Raw genomic sequence first — 18910 nt, forward strand, 5'->3', positions numbered from 1 at the left:
ACAATTCCTCTCTAATCGACCACATTAAGTGCAAGCGTATCCAGTCTAATTGCAACGATAAATTCCCACAAGCGAACTTTCCTCTTTGCTAACTCAAAGTAATCAGGATTTTTCCTTAAGTTTAATAGTTTTATTAAAGACGGAGACTGATAAAAGTCAATCATCTTGTCGTATAGATCTTGTATTTTCTTAACTGATTCAGTATTTAACTGCTCTCCTGATTCACGAACAATATTAATGGCTTTTTCTCTAAACTTGAAATCCTCTATCCTTACATCTCTCGTCTTTTTCCTTATGCCTGTAACTACTCCATTATTTGCTCCAATAGTATTGTTATTGTGTCTTCTATACCTTATCAGCGATTCATTCAAAAATCCGCATCTCTCATCGGCCGCTGCCAACAAGTTCAAGAACCAGTCATGAGGAAGTTCAAAATTATATGCTTTCAAGAATTTCTCTGCCAATAGCCTAGTAATTACCATTGCACACCCAGGGGAAATATTGTGTTTTGCAATGTACGCCAAGTCAAAGAACTCTAAATGTGCTGGGGCGTCCTTCAAATATAAGAAATCGCAATTGTAGTACCCGGGTTGGCAAATATGGTTTATTTTCTTAGAATCTCCATCAATTAACTCCACAGCGCAGCTCAATGAAACAATTTTCTCATTCCCTTCAAGTACACTTGTCATTTTTTCTAATTTATTCTCACACCATTCATCATCTTGATCTGCTAGAAAGATAACATCTCCTGTAGTTTTGGAAATAGCATTGTAGAAATTTCTCTTATAACCTACATTCGATTCATTTACGTTTAAATGCCACGTAACAAGTCTATGGTCTTCTATGAATTTTTTTATAATTTCTGCTGTTTGATCATTTGAAGAATCATCGCAGATAATCACTTCATCTGGCACTCTAGTTTGATACAAAATAGTGTCCAGTTGCTTCTCTATATAATGTTCGCCATTGTATGTTGCCATCGCAATAGAAATTTTCTTGTTTATCATATTTACATACCTCATCCATCTAAACTTGAATGAATCATGTCTTGCTTTTTAGCCAATTTTGCTCCTTCTTTTGAACCCGCTTGCATCTCTTTTATGTACTCTTTTTTGTTTTCAAAGAAAAAAAGAACCTTAAACCATTTCCAACAGTACCGTACAAAATCCGGAAACTGTCTATACCTTCGAATCAACCAAACCAAACTTCTCGCCTGCATCCTGTATCGCTGCGGAGACGAAACGCCATATTTTAGAATCACTTTTCCAAATATCACCACTTCTTTAGTTGCAGCCGGATAGTGTCTAAGAAGTGCATTCCCACATTCGATTACCTTGTATCCAGCTTTTCTTGCTTTGTAACAGTAATCAATATCCAATCCGTCTACAAAGAGTTCTTCCATGAAGCCGCCCAAAGCTTCAAATATAGAAATGTTATATAAACATCCTGACGTCATGGCCCATTTTAATTCCTTTTCCCCCTGATACTGCTTGGCTTTCGATCTATCATGAATATGAACCGGTGCTAATACTGCGACATTACTGTTAATGTCTTTTAGTTTCTTCCTATAAACGCTAATTATATTTGTAACAAAGCTACTGTCAGCGTCCATCAATAATGCCCAATCACATCCTGATTTTCGCGAATGACTCATTCCAAAATTAAGAGCTTTACATAGACCAACATTTTCAGGGAAATGGAAATACCGTATTTTTTCGCAATCGTTATATTTATCAATTATTGTCCGTTCAACGGATGCCTTATTATTTTTCTTAGAATTATCTATTACATATACGATATCCACATCTCCATAATAGTCACATATATACATATATTCTTCTATTTTAGGTTCGTATAAAACAACAATTGAACTTATCATCTGTTCTTCTCTCCGGATCTATTTATAAATATTTTCATATAATTTTTCAACTTCAATAGCAACACGTTTTGCGTCATATTTCTCATGTACAGTGATGCGACCTTTGCTGATCAATTTTCTCCTCACCACACTATCTTCATAAAGTCTAACAATGGCCCTATATACTCCATTAACATCATCGGCGTCGACGAGCAGTCCATTCTTGCCCTCCACTATAATCTCCGGAATAGCATCCACCCTACTAGCCACAACAGGTTTCCCTGCCAACATGTATTCTGGAATTGCCATGCCAAAGCCTTCCCATCGGGAAAGAAGCAGGGCGACATCAAATAAATCCACATAATCCAGAGCATTCTCCACCCAACCAGTGATAAGGATATTTATCCCGTGCTCTTTAGCATAGCTCTCAATCTTCTCACGGTCGGAACCATCACCGACAATCACAAAATACGCTTCTGGAATTTTCTCTTTTATCTGCTTCGCTGCCTTTATGAACACATCGGGAGCCTTCTGCTCACTGATACGCCCTACCATGCCGACGACAAATGAATTTTCAGGAATATTGCAACTTTCACGGGTCACGGTGCTCAATCCAACAATCCTTCTCTGCTCGTAATCTTCAATATCAACGCCATTGACAATTACCTGCAGTTTATCTTCCTTGCAGATTTTCCTGGCCAGCGCAGATTCTTTCTCAGCTTTTGAGATGCAGATAATCTTGTCACAAAACGGAGCTGCCATTTTCTCGATGGCTGTGTACATCATTTGCTTTTTCTTTCCACACCGCATATTGAAAGCCCAGCCGTGCGGATTGTAGATGCATCTGATCTTCTCTCCTTTTTTCTTCATTCCAATATTCGCCACCCTCGCGATAGCTCCAGCTTTGCTGGAATGCGCGTAGACAATATCGGGATCATAGTTCTTGATGAGCTTCCTTACGGCTCTCATCGCACTAACGTCGGCTTTGCCGATTGATCTTTGCATATCAACATATTCAAAAGCATCAGCAAATCCGTTGTAGTCTTCTTTCTTAAAATCATGGGAACAGACCAGAATGTTTTCAAACCTGTCATGATCCATGTACTTAAAAAGCATCCTTATGTATCTGTCCACGCCACCTGCAGCCTGGGCGACGTGAAGAATACGGATTTTTCCATCCTGATTTACATCCTTCATCACGCCACCGCCTTTTCATCGGCAGCATTTGAATAATCAAAACGCCAATTCCATATCCAAAGTACAACAATTATCTCATTGTTGTAACCCCCCGTATTCTCGGCCATTAATCTATTGTAGAAGCCAATATACTTCTTCTTCATAACTTCTGTATTATATATTTCCAATGCATCCTGGTACGCCCTTTCCGTAAGCTCCGACGGGAATTTCTTCATTGCTGCCTTTATTTTCTCCGCATACTCTTCTACAGTTTCACAGACGTAACCATTAACGCCATCCTTAATAACACTCTTGTTTCGCATCGTATTGCTTACCAGAATAAGCTTCTCGATATACATGTTCTCACTCATAGCGATTGCTTCACGAAGACTACAGAGAATAAAAGCATCCCCCCCCTTTGCCATAGCAAGTGCCTCCTTGCTCGGCTTCCAACCTGTGACTTTCATGTTTGGAGTCGTCAGTTCACCATTGCCTATCCAAACAAACCGTGCTTCCGGCACCAGTTCTGCAATCCGGTTAAAGAGCTGCGGCTGCTTCTGGACACAGGCGCGTCCGAGCGTGAATACCGTAAACTTGTCGTTATGCACCGGTTCGATGCCATCAAGAGAGGCTGACAAATCAGCAAGGTTCACACCAGTCTCTATGTAAGCAGTTCTCTTGCAGAGTGTCTTTGCTACCTCGTCTTCGCTCTCACAGCAGGTTAGTGTCATGGAGCTTGTCTTTCCAAGAATTTTCTCCATCAACTTGTACATAACACTCTTCTTGCCAGGACCCATCAAGATGTGAGCATATCCGTGCGGAGTATAGGCAACTGTATTATTTTTCCCTTTATAGGCAAGACGCCCCATTCCGCCGGCAATTGAGGAATGAAGATGAATCACATCAGGCTGAACCTTTTTTTCAATAGCCTGCAGTTCTCTGATGACTTTGATGTCATTAGGAATGTTCGTAAGACCTTTTTCACTAAAGCTCTTGACCTGAATCAGATGAACACGCTTGTCCAAGAAGTCTTTGTAGTTCTTCGGTATCTGAGGGCGGAGAGAATAGGCAAGATAAACGTCAAAATCATCACACATATCATTGCAAAGCTTAGAAACATACGTAAAAACGTCTCCACCAAACGCCTCGCAAACCATTAGAATCTTTTTCATAAGGCACTCCCCATCCTCAGCCCAGTGCTTTCTTACTCATCTCCAGTGCTGAAGCTACAACGGCATCCATGTCATAGTATTTGTACTCGCCCAGACGCCCGCCGAAGATGATGTTCTCCTCCGCCTCGGCCAGTTTCCTGTATTCGGCATATAGCTTCCCGTTCTTCGCATCGTTCACAGGATAGTACGGCTCGTCTCCTGGTTTCCACTCGGAGCTGTATTCACGGCTGATAATCGTCTTCGGCAGATCATTGCCGTCTTTGTCTTTGCCGAACTCGAACCATTTGTGCTCAATAATGCGGATCCACGGGGTCTCACGATCCGTATAGTTCACAGCTGCATTGCCCTGGAAATTCGGCTTATCAAGGATTTCATTTTCAAATCTCACACTCCGATACTCCAAATAGCCGAGAGAATAGTTGAAGTAGGCATCAATCGGTCCAGTGTAGATGACCTTCTCAGCGAGCTTGTCCAGTTCAGCTCTATTCTCCAAATAGTCCACACCAAGCCTCACTTCAATACCGTCCAACATGTGCTCAACCATCTTCGTATAGCCGCCGATGGGGATACCCTGGTAGAGTGCATTGAAATAGTTGTTGTCGAAAGTCAGACGTACAGGTAGGCGCTTAATGATAAAAGCGGGTAGATCCTTGCAGTCGCGGCCCCACTGCTTTTCGGTGTAGCCCTTGACTAGCTTTTCGTAGATATTACGTCCCACAAGGCTTATTGCCTGTTCCTCCAGGTTCTTCGGTTCACTCGTAATCTCTTTGCGCTGCTCGTCGATCTTAGCTTGCGCCTCTTCCGGCGTAACCACAGCCCACATTTTGTTGAAGGTGTACATATTAAAAGGCATGGAGTACAGCTCACCTTTATAGTTAGCGACCGGAGAATTCGTAAAACGGTTGAAGATGGTAAAAGCTTGTAGGTACTCCCACACGGTTTTATTGTTCGTGTGGAAAATATGCGCACCATATTTGTGGAAATTGATGCCCTCTATCTTTTCTGTATAAACATTTCCCGCTATGTTCGCCCGCTTGTCTATAACAAGCACTGACTTACCTTTTGCTTTCGCTTGTTGCGCAAACGTGACTCCATAAAGGCCAGAGCCTACTACCAAATAATCGTACATAAATTTCTCCCTCGTATTCCTTTATTCTGTTTATCTGCCTTTGTCATAATTTCCCCGCCGTCTTTCACAGCATCACCAACGTTCGCGGCCCGCGCGGCAGACCTCTCACACAACCCATTGTCCACAAAAAGGGGTAAACTACTAAAATCCGTCAGCTTTTAGGGGTACGCGATCCAAATTTGTCCATTTTCTGGGGCACAGTTGACTCTCCGTACCCTAATCCGTAGACACCGGCTATCATATCTGCATGTGACAGGGCTGTACTTAATTTTCAGTGCCTATTTCTCAACTCCTTTGTTTTATCTTGCTTAAATGTTTCTCTATAATCCACACTGTGGTAAATCAGAATCGTGTTTATCACAGCGGCTTGTTTTCTGATAAGAACATCAAGATAGATCTACGCTATATTTCTTGTAACCAGTGACTATCTGATAAGGTAGATCAAAAGCAATTAATAAAATATAGCACTATGGTGTAAAAGAATCTTTTAATCCTACATTATTATATATCTTTATGAAGCCCCATCCCCCGAAACCATCCCCTTAACCGTCTTAAGGATAATCTTAAAATCCAACCCAAAACTCCATGTCCTGATATAGTCTTCATCTAACTTAACAACGTCCTCAAAGTCCGTGATATCGCTTCTGCCGCTGATCTGCCACATCCCGGTGATTCCCGGCTTTGCGGCCATGCGGATTCGATGCCTCGGTGAATACTTTTCCCATTCATCGATGGTCGGCGGCCTTGTGCCTACCAGACTCATATCGCCTTTTAAGACATTGAAGAACTGTGGGAATTCATCCAGGCTGTGATTTCGGATGAAGTGTCCGATTCCCTTGATAATTCTGGGATCGTTGTCCATCTTGAACATCATCCCATCTTTGATCTTGTTTTGTTTCATCAGCTCTTTTTTTCGTTCTTCCGCATCCATATACATGCTTCGAAACTTGTACATCTTAAAGATCCGTCCGTTCTTACCGATGCGCATCTGAGCAAAGAAAATCGGTCCCGGAGATTTGACAAAGATAATTGGAGCTAAAAAAACGAACAACAAAAGAGCGATAAAAGATCCGGCAAGACCTCCGCAGATATCCATCAGACGCTTCAATATCGCCTGGCGGGTATCCAGCGTGTTAACCGTGCTTGTGATGACCGTATAGCCTGCCATACTCTGAACGATCTTTTTCGTTGACTGAAGTTCATCGATTCTTGCAATTCGTAAGTGAACGGTGATTCCCATCATTTCACAAATCTCAATCAGTTCTGTCGGCAGCTTCTGTCTTTCCGGAATGTTCACAAACACCTCATCCACCCAGTTCTTTAAGAGGTACTCTTCCGCATCATCTTTGTAAGCAACGGCCGGAATACCGGAGAAATAATCTCCTACGCAATTGCGGTCGAGAAGAATCAGGCCGGTGATCTTTAGTCCATAGGTATTGTTTTTTTTAATGACGTCTACGGTCTTTGTCGCATACTCACTAGTCGTGACAATAACAAAAGAACGATTTCCATTCTCTGCAAAATATATGGTAAGTACCTTTTTCCAGACATTTCGAACCATATAACTGAATACGATATGTAATGCCCATCCCAACAGGAAGACGGCTCTTGAAAACTGTGGCGCAATTCTCAGTAAATATAATAAAATCGACAGGACTGCCCAGACTTCACTGGTATGTATAATAACTGCTTTTAATTCTTTTAGGTATCCGCGCTTCAATATATTTTTGTAACTTGGAAATGAAACACCAACCAGAATTTCGATAAAGATAAGAACACACGCAACCGTTCGATACTCATCTTCCCCGAACAGCCCCCTGCCATCCCGGAGCAGGCAGGCCAGCCAATACGCGATTTCAACACAGATAATATCCCAGAGAATGAAATCATAATGTTTCATCCAGCCGCTGTTAAATTTTCTATACATAGCAGACCACCGCCCCTCCTCATCTTGCAAGGGTCAAAAGCCTCCCCTTGTATCTTTATTGAACCGTTACTTTCAGTACCGCTACATTGGATGAATTGCCGGCACTGTCCACGACATGGTAGTGTAGTTCATAATTTCCTGCCGCAGCCGTATTTACCTCGCCGTCAATCTGTACTCTCTGGTAAAGACTGTCTTTTTCATCGACATCATCCACAATGCTCTTTACATAGGTCAGCGGTTTGAATGCACTTCCCAGAGGCACCGAGATCTCATACTGTACCAGCTGAATCTCCGGACTTCCATTTGGAAGATTTTTGATCGCCTCCGCATTCGCCGCTTCCCCGTCTGTCTGCGGCTCATTCGCAGGGTCCGGTACTGCGGGCACATCTGCAGGCTGAGTGTCATCGGGCTGAGGTTCCTGTGTCGGTTCCGGTTCCTTTTCATCGGCTTCAGGTTCCGAACTGTCTGCGGCTTCAGCCGTGCGGTAATCGACCGTTCTAGATTTCTTGGTCACATTATTCTTGCTGTCTTTTGCCACATATACAACAACAGCTTTTGTCCTGTCTGCATTCGGACGTACTGCTTCGATCATCAGGGTTTTCGTGACGTCGCCTTCCCGCTTGTCTTTTGCTTTCACTCCCTTCAGCAGATCTTTCGTATCGGTTCCTTCTACGTAAGATTTGTTCCCATCTGGTATTGTAATCTCCGGTCCTTTATTGTCCTTTGTGACATAAATCGCTCCCAGGCCAACGCCCATCAGAACGCACAGCACCGTCATTACCGCTGTTACTCCTCGTCTCATCACTTGCTCTCCTGATTTTTCCCATATTCTCCGTAATACTTGCCATAGTACTGTCCATGACTGTGTTTCTGCACATCGACCTTATTCAAGATCACACCCAGAATCGGTGAATTACTCTTTTCGAGCTGACCTTTGACTTCCTGTGCAAACCGATAGCTGATTAAACCGGATTCGATCACCATGATAGATCCGTCGCAGATATCCGCCACGATCGCCGCATCGATCACGCTTCCAAGAGGCGGCGTATCGATGACAATATAGTCATAGACCTTTCGCAAGGCTTCTATGGTCGTTTTAAATTTCGTCCCGCCCAGCAGTTCTGCCGGGTTCGGCGGGAATGGGCCGGAGTAGATCAGATGAAAGTTCTTCACATTGGTCTGGCATATCGTATCCTGGATACTGCATTGTCCCGAGAGATAATGCGTCAGGCCCATAATTCCTTTCTGAGAGACCACCGTTCTTCCCACCAACACTGATTTTCTGAGGTCCGCATCGATCAGAAGAACTTTCTTCCCGCTTTCCGCAAGAGAGATCGACAGCTGCATCGACACACTGCTCTTTCCCTCGTTTGGTGTACAACTTGTAACCGCAATTACTTTCTTATCTTCCCCGCAGAACTGAAGGTTTGTACGCAGAGATTTGTAAGCCTCCGACACTTGGTATCCCATCTTGTCATGTTTTACTCTTACCTGATTCACTTCTGTCATCCTCCGTTATTTCCTGCGCGCTTTCTTATTCTTTTTCTTTTTTTGATTTCCGTCCTCAAGCGGAATTACACCCATCGTACTCAAGTTCAGGTACCGTTCTACATCTTCTGACGTCTTGATCGTGTCATTGCTCATATAATTAATCAGAACAATCGCGATTGCCGCAACTGCCCCTAGAAATGCACCGATCACGGCATTTTTCTTCATGCTCGGGCTATCCGGCGTATCCGGAATGTTGGCCTGTTCCACCACATTGACAGCCTCGGTATTCATAACCTTTTGTATATGTTCCGCCGCTTCATTCCTCACGGCATTTGCAATCTTGCTGGCCTCATAGGGGTCATCATCAGAAACTTTGATCGTGATCACACGGGTATCCGTTGGCGTGGTGACGTCCATCTTACCCAGCAGTTCCTCATCTGTGATATCCAGATTCAGATCGTTGATGACACTCTCGGTCACCTGACGGCTTTTGATGAGCTCCATATAATCTTTCGTGAGCATAGCACCTGCCTGCAGATCGCCATTCGTCACGGTGTTGCTGTCCTGCTTAGTCAGAACGTACAGTTTGGTAGTAGAGGTGTATTTTGGCGTGATGAAGACCTTTGTCACAAGCATAAACATCAGCATCAGTGTGAGAGCCGACAAGAAGATCATTCCCTTGTTGTCCCACAGTTCTTTGATTAACTCTACCAGATTAATCTCAATTACGTCATTGTCCTGTTGATTTGATTCCATCGCTTTCTCCTAGTGATTTTCCTTTAGTATTTCTGACGGGTTCTCTTCCAGAATGTGCCTTGTATAGGTAGTTCCCATCTTCTTTTGCATATAGGCTGCACATTCCCCCATCCGGGGAATTCTCTGATCGCTTCTGTGAGAATCACTGCCCACAAAATCGAGAAGATTCTCTTTCATCAGCCTTTTACAATATTTCTTTACCCCATGGCCAGATTTTCCTATGATACTCTCGGCATTGACCTGGACTGCTGCTCCCATCTGCCTGAGTTCGTCCACAAAATCCAGATCTTTATATGTCGCCTCGTATCGCTCGATATGTGCCAGGATCGGCTGATAGCCATTCGACAGCAGCTGATAGCATCTCTCCTTGATGTATTCTTCTGAATCTGAATTGGAGAACTCGGTCAGAACAAAAGAAGAACCAGCAAGTGTCAGATGTTTTCTAATTTCAAAAAGCTCTGACATATCCATGCTGGTGTGTAGCTCACACCCCAGGAAAAGTCTCAAGTCTTTCGAAACCTTTCTGGCAGCAACTTGCTGAAGAGATCCAAATTTCTGTACAATTTTCTCTTCGGGTGTCTCAAACATATGTTTTCTGTAATGTGGAGTAAGAATGATAGTACGAACGCCGTCCTTATACTGTTTCTTCAACATCTGAATACTCTCATCCATTGATCTGGAGCCGTCATCTACCTCTGGCAGAATATGGCAGTGAATATCGTATATATTGTCCATGTCTCCTCCCCCACAAATTTTGATACCAGAAAGTGCGTTTTCATACGCAGGTATCACGAAATAAATTTCTACGAAATATGACACAATCGCTCATACAGTATTTCTAGTATAACCCTTTTGGCTATTGTTAGCAACAATTAATTTCATTTTGCGCATATTTTCGTCACCATTTATTCACATTATAACACAATTTGGAAGATTCTGGAATCTGATTTTAACATCTGAATAAAGCTCTGAATATAGCTTAAATCAATCGGATAGGGGGGGATTAATCCCCCTTCCACACCACCTGGCATACCGTTCGGTACCAAGGCGGTTCAATAGTTTACACGTGCTTTCAGATAGTGGGCAGACATACAAGGATAGCCGAGTCTGTCCACTATGATTGTTTTTGTGAGTGCAGAGTTCAGCATTGCCGCCGCTCTCCACACTCCTTTCCGACAATTCGCCATTTCGTGTACTTTCCGTTCTGACAGGTATAGTGCCCGGAGCATTTTGTACCTCGTGCGCACCTTTTTCCATTGCTTCCAGTACACCGCCCGGATTCTGTGGCGCAGCCACTTGTCCGTCTGTTCCATCAGACTTTTCATGTCCGCATATCGGTAATAGTTAATCCACCCATTCACATAGCTTCGGAGTTTCTCTTCTCTTTCCGAATTGCTCCACTTGTTTCCTCTGATCGTCAGTTCCCTTAGCTGGTTCTTCATTTTTGCCACCGATTTGGGATGTACCCTCATACGGCATTTCCCTTTATAGCGGTAAAAGCCGTAGCCGAGGTATTTTATTTTGCTGATATGGCTTATCGTCGTTTTCTGGAGGTTGACTTTCAGAAACAGTTTCCTCGTGATAAATGGCACAATGTTTTCCAGCGTCCGCTCTGCACTTTTCCTGCTTTTGCACAGAATCAGGCAGTCGTCGGCATATCTCACGTATTTATGCCCTCTGCGTTCCAGTTCCTTATCCAGTTCGTTTAGCATAACATTTCCACATAGCGGACTTAACGGGCTGCCTTGCTGCACGCCCTCTGTCGTTTCCTGGAAACCTCCGTCCTCCATTATCCCGGCATTCAGATATTTATGTATCAGCGAGATCACCCTCCCGTCCTTTACCGTCCTCGACAGCACCTCTATCAGTTTGCTGTGATTCACCGTGTCGAAATAGGTTTGTAAATCCATGCTGACTGCATAGATATATCCTTCGTTGATGTATTTCCTACATCTTTCCAGTGCGTCATGCGCACTTCTGCCGGGTCGAAATCCGAAACTGTTGTCTGAAAACTGTTCCTCGTAAATAGGGGTCAGTTCCTGTGCGATTGCCTGCTGGATTACCCTGTCCACCACGGTGGGTATCCCCAACTTCCTCACTTTGTCTTTCTCCTCTTTGGGTATTTCTACCCTTCGGACTGGGTTTGGCTTATATTTTCCTTCCCTCACCTGCCGGACAAGCTCGCCTTGGTGTTCTCTCAGATAGGGCAGAAGTTCATCCACCTGCATTCCGTCGATACCACCGGCTCCCTTGTTTGCTTTCACCTTCTTATATGCGGCGTTGAGATTGTCGCTTCTAAGTATGGTGTCCAGCAGATTGTCCATCCAAAAATCCGTGTTGGTGTCAGGGTTCCCGGTAATCCTTCCTTGGGCGTACACTCCTGCCTGTTCTTTCTGTTCCGCAGATACCATCCGCAGGTAGTCCTCAATATGAAGTTGTCTGTACTTAGTTCCATGTCCGGTTTCCATTTGGAAATAACACCTCCTACTGTTCAGCCCTTCGTCCGGTATTTACAATCACCGGCTTACTATGGCCTCTGCTGACTTCTCACGGCAAGCTTTACTCCGTGGCGGCGAATGTTTTATCACCTTGTCACGTTCGTGAGATCTCCCCGGGTACTCACACGTTCTTTCTCTCCATGTCCCCACCATCTTTACTGTGTCGGATTCCGTGCAGTTATTGGACTTTGACCTGTCTTGCGGTCTTATCCTCCGTGTTCAGCCTGAAATGGTTTCTGTTCGTTGGGGCAGAGGTTTGCCTACACCTTCCTTCAGCCCTCTCAAACCTCACGGCGAGAACCTTGGTGTTCAGCTATATCCTTCCCACTGCTAGGCGGATTCGGGACTTTCACCCGTTAGAACGTGCGCCCGCCGGGCGCACAAGAAATGCCGCAGATCTTATACAACTTCTGCGGCATATCGATTCAATATAACTTTGGGACCCGAGCAAACATGAGAAAGCAGCCCGATTTTTATCTTTCTTCCCTGAAGTAATTCACCCCGCAGCTCTTCGGCTGGGCATGTTCTCTGCTTTGTCTCATGCTAGTCACCACGAGTACTACGATTGTGGCAACGTAGGGCAGCATGTCGTAGATCTGTGCGGGAAGTCCGGGTATATTCACGTACATACGCAGAATGGTGAGTCCCCCAAAGATCAGTGCGACGAGTATTCCTTTGATTGGACGCCAGGTTGCGAATATGACCAGTGCAACTGCAAGCCATCCATATCCGCTGACGCATCCATGTACCCAGACACCGGAGGTAGTCACCATACTCATATACATGCCGCCGATGCCACAGATTCCGCCGCCTATGACTGTTGCGGCGTACTTGTACCTGGTGATATCTATTCCCGCCGCGTCAGCTGCCGCGGGATCTTCACCCACAGCCCGAAGATTCAGCCCCACACCGGATTTCTGAAAGAACCATGCCATGACAAGTGCCAGGCAGACAGCCAGATAAACCATCCAGTTATATTGAAAGAGAAGTTTTCCGACAACCGGAAGATCGGAGAGAACCGGGATATGTAATTTTGAAAATGCTGCTTTTGTCACAGCGCTGACTGCAACGTACCCTCCTGCTTTCTGTCCCAGATATTCCCCAAAAAAGTTCGCAAATCCGGTTCCGAATATGGTCAAGGTCAGACCGGTTACATTCTGATTTGCGCGAAGGGTGATTGTGAGGAAACTATAGATCAGGGCTCCGATGGCTCCGGCAAGAAAAGATGCCAGCAGCGCAATAAGCGCCGACACGGTTCCATTTGGTGTACCGCCTGATTGGATGACGGCCTGTTCATAAGAATAAGAACCGGCCAGACCACTTAACGCCCCCATGAACATCATCCCTTCCACGCCCAGATTCAGATTCCCGGCTTTTTCTGTCAGTATTTCTCCTAGCGCTCCGAGCAGAAGAGGCGTTCCGGCCAGAACTGCTGCTATCAGTAAGCTGTTGATTGTGTTAAGCATGTCCATTCTCCTCCTTTCCCCGAAAAATCAGCCGATAGGAGATGAAGAATTCGCATCCCAGCATGAAAAACAGGATGATTCCGATCAGCAGATCCGATGCCGACGCCGGTATTTTAAAGTTCGTCTGAATGGTATTCGACCCTCTTTGCAGCATAGCGATGAATACAGAGACACCGAGCATTCCGAATGGATTCATCTTCGCAAGCCATGCCACGGTGATGGCAGTGAATCCCACCCCGCCGGCTGTTCCCTCTGTGATCGTATAATCGGCCCCTGCAAACTGAAGCATTCCCGCAAGTCCGCATAACGCACCGGATAAAAACATCGTGCGGGTGTAAACTTTTCCCACATTTATTCCCACGTAGCGGGCCGTGTTCTCGCTGTCACCGACAACCGATATTTCAAATCCCTGCTTTGTCTTATTGAGATAGATGTAGGCTGCCACCACCAGAAGAAGTGCCAGAATCCATCCCCAGTGTACACCCAGTACTTTTTTCAGTCTGGCACCCGGCACCAGCATGGCAATCTTGGGAAAGCTGCTTCCCGGTGCTTTCCATGGTCCGTTCATCAGGTATTTGATGAATGCCAGCGCAATATAATTGAGCATCAGAGTGAATAACGTCTCATTCGTATCCCATCTTGCCTTGCACACGGCCGGAAGAAGGCCGTATAATCCACCTGCAGTCATTCCCGCGAGAAGCATCAGAATTACCAGCGGTATTTTGGGGAAGATATCAGCGGTAAACAGGCCGAAGGCTCCGGCTGCCACGGCTCCCGCAAGAATCTGTCCCTCCCCGCCGATATTCCAAAACTTCATCTTGAAGGATAAGGAGATGCCTATCGCCGTAATCAAGAGAGGCACTGTGAGTTTTATGGTCTCGCGTATCACGGTAGGTGATCCCCATGCGCCGACGATCATCGCCTTGTAAACGGTCAGCGGATTGTGTCCCAGTGCCAGAATGAAGAATGCACCTGTTGTGAGGGAGAGGAGAAATGCAATTGCGCGAATCCCCCATGCCTTTTGGGAAGGAACGGTATCTCGCTTTACCATACGAATCCACGGTTCTTTTCCCTTGGATGAACTTACCTGCATACCGATTCCTCCTCATTTACATGGGTCATCATCAGCCCAATCTCTTCTTTGGTGGTTTCTCTTGGATCCACAATACCACTGACCCTGCCGCCGCAGAGGACCATAATGCGGTCAGATAGTTCCATCAGTACGTCCAGATCTTCTCCGATGAAGATGACGGATACCCCTTTTTTCTTCTGTACATTCAACAGATCATAGATCCGGTAAGAGGAATTAATATCCAGCCCGCGCACCGGGTAAGCCACAATCAGCACCGATGGGCTGAACGCAATCTCCCTTCCGAGCAGGACCTTTTGAATGTTACCGCCTGACATCCTTTTGACCGGCATATCGACTCCCGGTGTGGCAATATCAAGCTCCTCGATTAGATTTTTGGCCATCTTTCTGGGTGTTTTTCTGTCTACAAAGGGACCTTTGTTTTCTTTATAATTTCTGAGCATCACGTTGTCGGTCATATCCATGTCGGCCACAAGACCCATGCCGAGTCTGTCCTCCGGGACAAATGCCATGGAAATGCCTTTTTTTACAATTTCATCTGGTTTCAGGCCTAAGATGCGTTCTCTTTTCACACATTCCCCGTCCTGACACGCTCCGGAATAGAGAACAGATCCGGCTATGGTCGGGCAAAGGCCCACGATAGCCTCGCAGAGTTCCTTTTGCCCGCTTCCCGCAATCCCGGCAACGCCCAGAATCTCACCGCTGTAAGTGGTAAAGGAGACATTGTCCAGAGCATTTACTCCCTCTCCATTCAGACAGGTCAGACCGATGACTTCAAGCCTTGTCTCTTTCCCTGTGCTCCTAGGTCTTTCAATCGCCAGACTGATTGGACGGCCGACCATCATCTCCATGAGTTCTTGCTGGTTCGTGGAACCTGTATCTGCCGTACCTATGTATTCCCCTTTTCTTAAGATCGCGACACGGTCTGATATCGTCATGACCTCTCCCAGTTTATGGGTGATAATGATGATCGATTTCCCGTCTTTTTTCATATTGCCAAGAACAGTAAATAACTTCTCGATCTCCTGCGGCGTCAGTACAGCAGTGGGTTCGTCCAGAATCAGAATGTCTGCCCCACGGAAAAGCACTTTCAATATCTCGACCGTCTGTTTTTCCGATACTGACATGTTATATATCTTCTTTGCGGGATCTACTTCGAATCCGTAACGCGATGCCAGTTCTAAAACTTGCTGGTTGATTCTGCCGCGATTTACCGTGCCTTTTTTGCCAAGTCCCAGTACAATATTCTCCGCTGCCGTCATGACATCCACCAGTTTAAAATGCTGGTGGACCATTCCGATTCCCAGATCGTAGGCATCTTTGGGAGAGCGGATTGTCACCGGCTCTCCATGGATCTCGATCTCGCCGTGATCCGGGAAATAGATACCGGAGAGCATGTTCATCAGTGTCGTCTTCCCGCTCCCATTTTCCCCGAGCAGTGCCAGGATCTCGCCGTTCCTCAATTCCAGGCTCACATCTTTATTGGCGGTTACCTTCCCAAAGGTCTTCGTGACATGCTGCATCTTCACAGCTGCTTTTGCATCTTCACCCAACTTCTCTATCCTTCCTCTGTCTCAAAAATGATTACTCGATCACATTGCATCCATCGATGATGTAACTCCACGACGGAGCGGACTGTTCTTCCTGTTCTTTATAATAGTCGCCTTCGGCAATTTCGATCTTCTCACCCTCCGGGTCTGTTCCGCCAAGCGGACCTTCAAATACATGAAGTTCGCCGGACTTGATCTTCTCCGCTGCCTGATCGATGGCTTCCTGCGTTCCCTCTGCCGCGATATCCGTGTTCAGCGGTGACATATAGACAGCGTCATCTTTTAGTCCCCGGCACCAGTCGACGGGAATCTCTTTTCCCTCGATGACATCTTTTACTGCTTCCGTCACATAGATACCCCAGTCGATACGTGCCGAGATCAGAGAAGCCTTAGGTGCCGCCTCGATCATATCGTTGTTATATCCCACCTGGAATGCGTCATTTTCCTCTGCGGTAGTCGCCGGAGCCGTGGAATCCGAGTGCTGGGAAATCACATCGCATCCGCGTTCCACCAGTGCCTTGGATACCTGGGATTCGACCGTCGGGTCATTCCATGTGTTGGTGTAAATAATGTCCATAGTGACATCCGGGTTGACACTCTTTGCCCCCAGATAGAACGCGGTATAACCGCTGATCACCTCTGCATAAGGAAATGCCGCAACGTAGCCGAGATGATTGCTCTTTGTCTTAAGACCTGCGGCGATGCCGCCCAGATAGCGTGCCTCATAGATGGATGCAAAATAGTTGTGCATATTGTCGAGTCCGGAGTCTTTAGCCTGATTTCCCGTTGCATGGCAGAACTGTATGTCCGGATACTCGGCCGCCACCCCTTTTACGTAGTCCTCAAAACCGAAACTTGTCGCGAATATAATATTACAGCCTGCGTCGACCAGTTCTCTTAAGGCCGTGTCACATTCAGCGCCTTCCGGAACGTTAAACTTATTGACAATCTGATCATCGCCAAGTCCCAGTGTCTTCTGCATTTCCTTAGTTCCAAGATCCTGATTATAGGTATATCCCATATCACTGGGATCCGAAACATGTACGAATCCGACTTTGATCTTTTCTTTGGCAATACCCGAGGATGTTTCTCTCTTTGAGCTTTCGGATTTTACATTTCCTGTTTCAGATGCCGGAGTGCCGCAGCCTGCAAACATACTCACGGCCAGAGCTGCACCCAATAAAGTACTTAAAATCTTCTTTTTCATACTGTCCTCCTATAACAATCCATTGATCGACTTGAATTTCAGCTTTATCGTATAATCCAAATACGATTCTGTCAAGAAAACAGCCCTGGAGAACCCCTTGCATTGCCGTATGTTGTCTCAATTATTTGTCGAATAAATTATGAATATACTTTCAGCATTTATGCAAAAATCATGAGAGAAACTTCCGGTCAAAAATCCCAAAACATTTTGTGCATATATTGGTAGTATCTATAGATACACAGTATACGATATGACAAATTTTAAAAAAGCAAAAAAAGAAGCACTACATTCTTAACTTGCAGCACTTCTCTTTTTTCTCTGGGTTATTCTGTTTCTCCTCGATCAGTTGCGCTCTTTTACGCACTTGCTGCCGCCCTCGCACCTTTGATATGATATCCGATGCGGTGACTGCCACAACCAGACTGACCACCGCATACACAGGGAATACCCTTGCGGAATTGCCGGTATTCATCAGTCCTTTCAGAAACAGGAAAATGTATGGAACCGGGAATCCACAGATGGAATTGATGGTTCCCGTGATCCCGATTGCCGTTCCCGCCATATTTTCCGGCACCACAACCGTACATCGCATCCACCAATATGAATAAGCATTTCCCCAGGCTGCACCCATAATTGTACAGGTGATAAGTGCCATCGGCTTCGATGGGAACAGTCCTAGCAAAAGAAATGATACGGCCATGATCAGATACGACGGTATGGCGCTTTTGTCCTGCAGTTTTTTGTATACGTAGCCAAAGGCCGAACAGGCGATAAAGGATCCTACCGTTCCCACGGTGCCGAGAAGTCCAGTAAACGCCGAAGTTCCGAGCTGATTGTCGGCCACATACAGATCCATCATCGTGATGATGGTATAGTAGCATAGTCCCATCACGAAGAATGACGCCAGAAGTGGTATCAGCGGCTTATACCAGCCTTTTTCACCTTTTGCCTTCGTATCCGTCCCCTTTTTGACATTTTCGCCATCCGCCGGAACCTCCGATGTGTGGATCGGCGGACAAGCCGGCACGAAGAACAGGATCATGAGGATGACCGGCACTGCAAACCAGTTGACCGCCCAGGCAAGTTTCCAGTCTCTGGCTCCGAGTACGCCGGCGATTAACCCCATGACTCCTCCGATCAGGGCCATCGCCGCGTTGTACCATCCGATGACCTTTCCCCGGAATTCCTCATCTGCATAACATTCTGCGATGATTCCCAGGGCAGCCGTACTTGTCAGGCCATACGATATTCCGGTTGCCACAAAACGCATCACAATGATGTAGATCTGGTTATCGACTGCCACCCCGCTGATTGCGGATATGGCATATAGTATGTACCCGACAAGCATGATTTTCTTTTTATCCATCTTGTCACACATACGCCCGGCAAGCGGGCACATAATCAATCCTGCGATACTGGGTCCTGAGATCATCAGATTAACCGCCCAGGCATCGTATTGCTTATATAGTACGGATGTTACGACCCCCACAACACAGTCTCCCATGATGCTGGCTGTGCTGATGAACAACGTAATCATCAACAACAGATTCTGAGTTTTCGATCGCTTTTCCATGTTCATAACTACCACCC

At 45.7% G+C, this 18910-nt stretch carries 16 protein-coding genes; all 16 read right to left on the bottom strand.

What is annotated here, in order from left to right:
• Positions 1-11: 11 nt before the first annotated feature.
• Positions 12-1007: a glycosyltransferase gene (locus INP51_RS12890; RefSeq protein ID WP_193735235.1), complete on the bottom strand. Its 996-nt coding sequence runs from the start codon at positions 1005-1007 to the stop codon at positions 12-14.
• An 11-nt stretch (positions 1008-1018) separates the two neighbouring features.
• Positions 1019-1879: a glycosyltransferase gene (locus INP51_RS12895; protein ID WP_193735236.1), complete on the bottom strand. Its 861-nt coding sequence runs from the start codon at positions 1877-1879 to the stop codon at positions 1019-1021.
• 18 nt (positions 1880-1897) lie between these two features.
• Positions 1898-3055, bottom strand: a complete 1158-nt coding sequence (locus INP51_RS12900) for a glycosyltransferase family 4 protein (RefSeq protein WP_193735237.1) — start codon at positions 3053-3055, stop codon at positions 1898-1900.
• Positions 3055-4206: a glycosyltransferase gene (locus tag INP51_RS12905; RefSeq protein WP_193735238.1), complete on the bottom strand. Its 1152-nt coding sequence runs from the start codon at positions 4204-4206 to the stop codon at positions 3055-3057. The genes INP51_RS12900 and INP51_RS12905 overlap by 1 nt, the downstream gene beginning before the upstream one ends.
• A 16-nt stretch (positions 4207-4222) precedes the next feature.
• Positions 4223-5335 carry a UDP-galactopyranose mutase gene (glf, locus tag INP51_RS12910; protein ID WP_193735239.1) on the bottom strand — a complete coding sequence of 371 codons (1113 nt, stop codon included), beginning with the start codon at positions 5333-5335 and terminating at the stop codon, positions 4223-4225.
• Between the two features lie 511 nt (positions 5336-5846).
• Positions 5847-7262 carry a sugar transferase gene (locus tag INP51_RS12915; protein ID WP_193735240.1) on the bottom strand — a complete coding sequence of 472 codons (1416 nt, stop codon included), beginning with the start codon at positions 7260-7262 and terminating at the stop codon, positions 5847-5849.
• A 55-nt stretch (positions 7263-7317) separates the two neighbouring features.
• On the bottom strand, positions 7318-8064 hold the full coding sequence (locus INP51_RS12920; RefSeq protein WP_193735241.1) for an immunoglobulin-like domain-containing protein: 747 nt from the start codon (positions 8062-8064) through the stop codon (positions 7318-7320).
• A complete protein-coding gene (locus INP51_RS12925; protein ID WP_193735242.1) occupies positions 8064-8771 on the bottom strand; it encodes a polysaccharide biosynthesis tyrosine autokinase in 708 nt (235 codons plus the stop codon). Before INP51_RS12925 ends, INP51_RS12920 begins: the two co-directional genes overlap by 1 nt.
• Before the next feature lie 6 nt (positions 8772-8777).
• On the bottom strand, positions 8778-9509 hold the full coding sequence (locus INP51_RS12930) for a YveK family protein (RefSeq protein ID WP_193735243.1): 732 nt from the start codon (positions 9507-9509) through the stop codon (positions 8778-8780).
• 9 nt (positions 9510-9518) lie between these two features.
• Positions 9519-10244, bottom strand: a complete 726-nt coding sequence (locus tag INP51_RS12935; RefSeq protein ID WP_193735244.1) for a CpsB/CapC family capsule biosynthesis tyrosine phosphatase — start codon at positions 10242-10244, stop codon at positions 9519-9521.
• Positions 10245-10561: 317 nt separating this feature from the next.
• Positions 10562-11977, bottom strand: a complete 1416-nt coding sequence (ltrA, locus tag INP51_RS12940) for a group II intron reverse transcriptase/maturase (RefSeq protein WP_193734929.1) — start codon at positions 11975-11977, stop codon at positions 10562-10564.
• Between the two features lie 503 nt (positions 11978-12480).
• Positions 12481-13473 (bottom strand): ABC transporter permease, encoded by a 993-nt coding sequence (locus INP51_RS12945; RefSeq protein ID WP_193735245.1) that lies wholly within the window; start codon positions 13471-13473, stop codon positions 12481-12483.
• Positions 13466-14566 carry an ABC transporter permease gene (locus INP51_RS12950; RefSeq protein ID WP_193735246.1) on the bottom strand — a complete coding sequence of 367 codons (1101 nt, stop codon included), beginning with the start codon at positions 14564-14566 and terminating at the stop codon, positions 13466-13468. The genes INP51_RS12945 and INP51_RS12950 overlap by 8 nt, the downstream gene beginning before the upstream one ends.
• Positions 14557-16086: an ABC transporter ATP-binding protein gene (locus INP51_RS12955; protein ID WP_193737372.1), complete on the bottom strand. Its 1530-nt coding sequence runs from the start codon at positions 16084-16086 to the stop codon at positions 14557-14559. Before INP51_RS12955 ends, INP51_RS12950 begins: the two co-directional genes overlap by 10 nt.
• A gap of 61 nt (positions 16087-16147) precedes the next feature.
• Positions 16148-17320: a BMP family ABC transporter substrate-binding protein gene (locus tag INP51_RS12960; protein ID WP_193735247.1), complete on the bottom strand. Its 1173-nt coding sequence runs from the start codon at positions 17318-17320 to the stop codon at positions 16148-16150.
• A 283-nt stretch (positions 17321-17603) separates the two neighbouring features.
• Complete coding sequence (locus tag INP51_RS12965; RefSeq protein ID WP_193735248.1) at positions 17604-18899, bottom strand: MFS transporter; 1296 nt, start codon at positions 18897-18899, stop codon at positions 17604-17606.
• Between the last annotated feature and the right edge of the window lie 11 nt (positions 18900-18910).

The sequence above is a fragment of the Blautia liquoris genome (assembly GCF_015159595.1).
GTDB classification, from domain to species: domain Bacteria; phylum Bacillota; class Clostridia; order Lachnospirales; family Lachnospiraceae; genus Novisyntrophococcus; species Novisyntrophococcus liquoris.

What these genes read in the sequence shown, in the direction of transcription:
- INP51_RS12930 (WP_193735243.1), bottom strand. Translation starts at nt 9,509, where the DNA reads ATGGAATCAAATCAACAGGACAATGACGTAATTGAGATTAATCTGGTA.
- INP51_RS12915 (WP_193735240.1), bottom strand. Translation starts at nt 7,262, where the DNA reads ATGTATAGAAAATTTAACAGCGGCTGGATGAAACATTATGATTTCATT.
- INP51_RS12955 (WP_193737372.1), bottom strand. Translation starts at nt 16,086, where the DNA reads ATGCAGCATGTCACGAAGACCTTTGGGAAGGTAACCGCCAATAAAGAT.
- INP51_RS12890 (WP_193735235.1), bottom strand. Translation starts at nt 1,007, where the DNA reads ATGATAAACAAGAAAATTTCTATTGCGATGGCAACATACAATGGCGAA.
- INP51_RS12900 (WP_193735237.1), bottom strand. Translation starts at nt 3,055, where the DNA reads ATGAAGGATGTAAATCAGGATGGAAAAATCCGTATTCTTCACGTCGCC.
- INP51_RS12905 (WP_193735238.1), bottom strand. Translation starts at nt 4,206, where the DNA reads ATGAAAAAGATTCTAATGGTTTGCGAGGCGTTTGGTGGAGACGTTTTT.
- INP51_RS12920 (WP_193735241.1), bottom strand. Translation starts at nt 8,064, where the DNA reads ATGAGACGAGGAGTAACAGCGGTAATGACGGTGCTGTGCGTTCTGATG.
- INP51_RS12925 (WP_193735242.1), bottom strand. Translation starts at nt 8,771, where the DNA reads ATGACAGAAGTGAATCAGGTAAGAGTAAAACATGACAAGATGGGATAC.
- glf (WP_193735239.1), bottom strand. Translation starts at nt 5,335, where the DNA reads ATGTACGATTATTTGGTAGTAGGCTCTGGCCTTTATGGAGTCACGTTT.
- INP51_RS12960 (WP_193735247.1), bottom strand. Translation starts at nt 17,320, where the DNA reads ATGAAAAAGAAGATTTTAAGTACTTTATTGGGTGCAGCTCTGGCCGTG.
- INP51_RS12945 (WP_193735245.1), bottom strand. Translation starts at nt 13,473, where the DNA reads ATGCTTAACACAATCAACAGCTTACTGATAGCAGCAGTTCTGGCCGGA.
- INP51_RS12950 (WP_193735246.1), bottom strand. Translation starts at nt 14,566, where the DNA reads ATGCAGGTAAGTTCATCCAAGGGAAAAGAACCGTGGATTCGTATGGTA.
- INP51_RS12895 (WP_193735236.1), bottom strand. Translation starts at nt 1,879, where the DNA reads ATGATAAGTTCAATTGTTGTTTTATACGAACCTAAAATAGAAGAATAT.
- INP51_RS12935 (WP_193735244.1), bottom strand. Translation starts at nt 10,244, where the DNA reads ATGGACAATATATACGATATTCACTGCCATATTCTGCCAGAGGTAGAT.
- ltrA (WP_193734929.1), bottom strand. Translation starts at nt 11,977, where the DNA reads ATGGAAACCGGACATGGAACTAAGTACAGACAACTTCATATTGAGGAC.
- INP51_RS12965 (WP_193735248.1), bottom strand. Translation starts at nt 18,899, where the DNA reads ATGAACATGGAAAAGCGATCGAAAACTCAGAATCTGTTGTTGATGATT.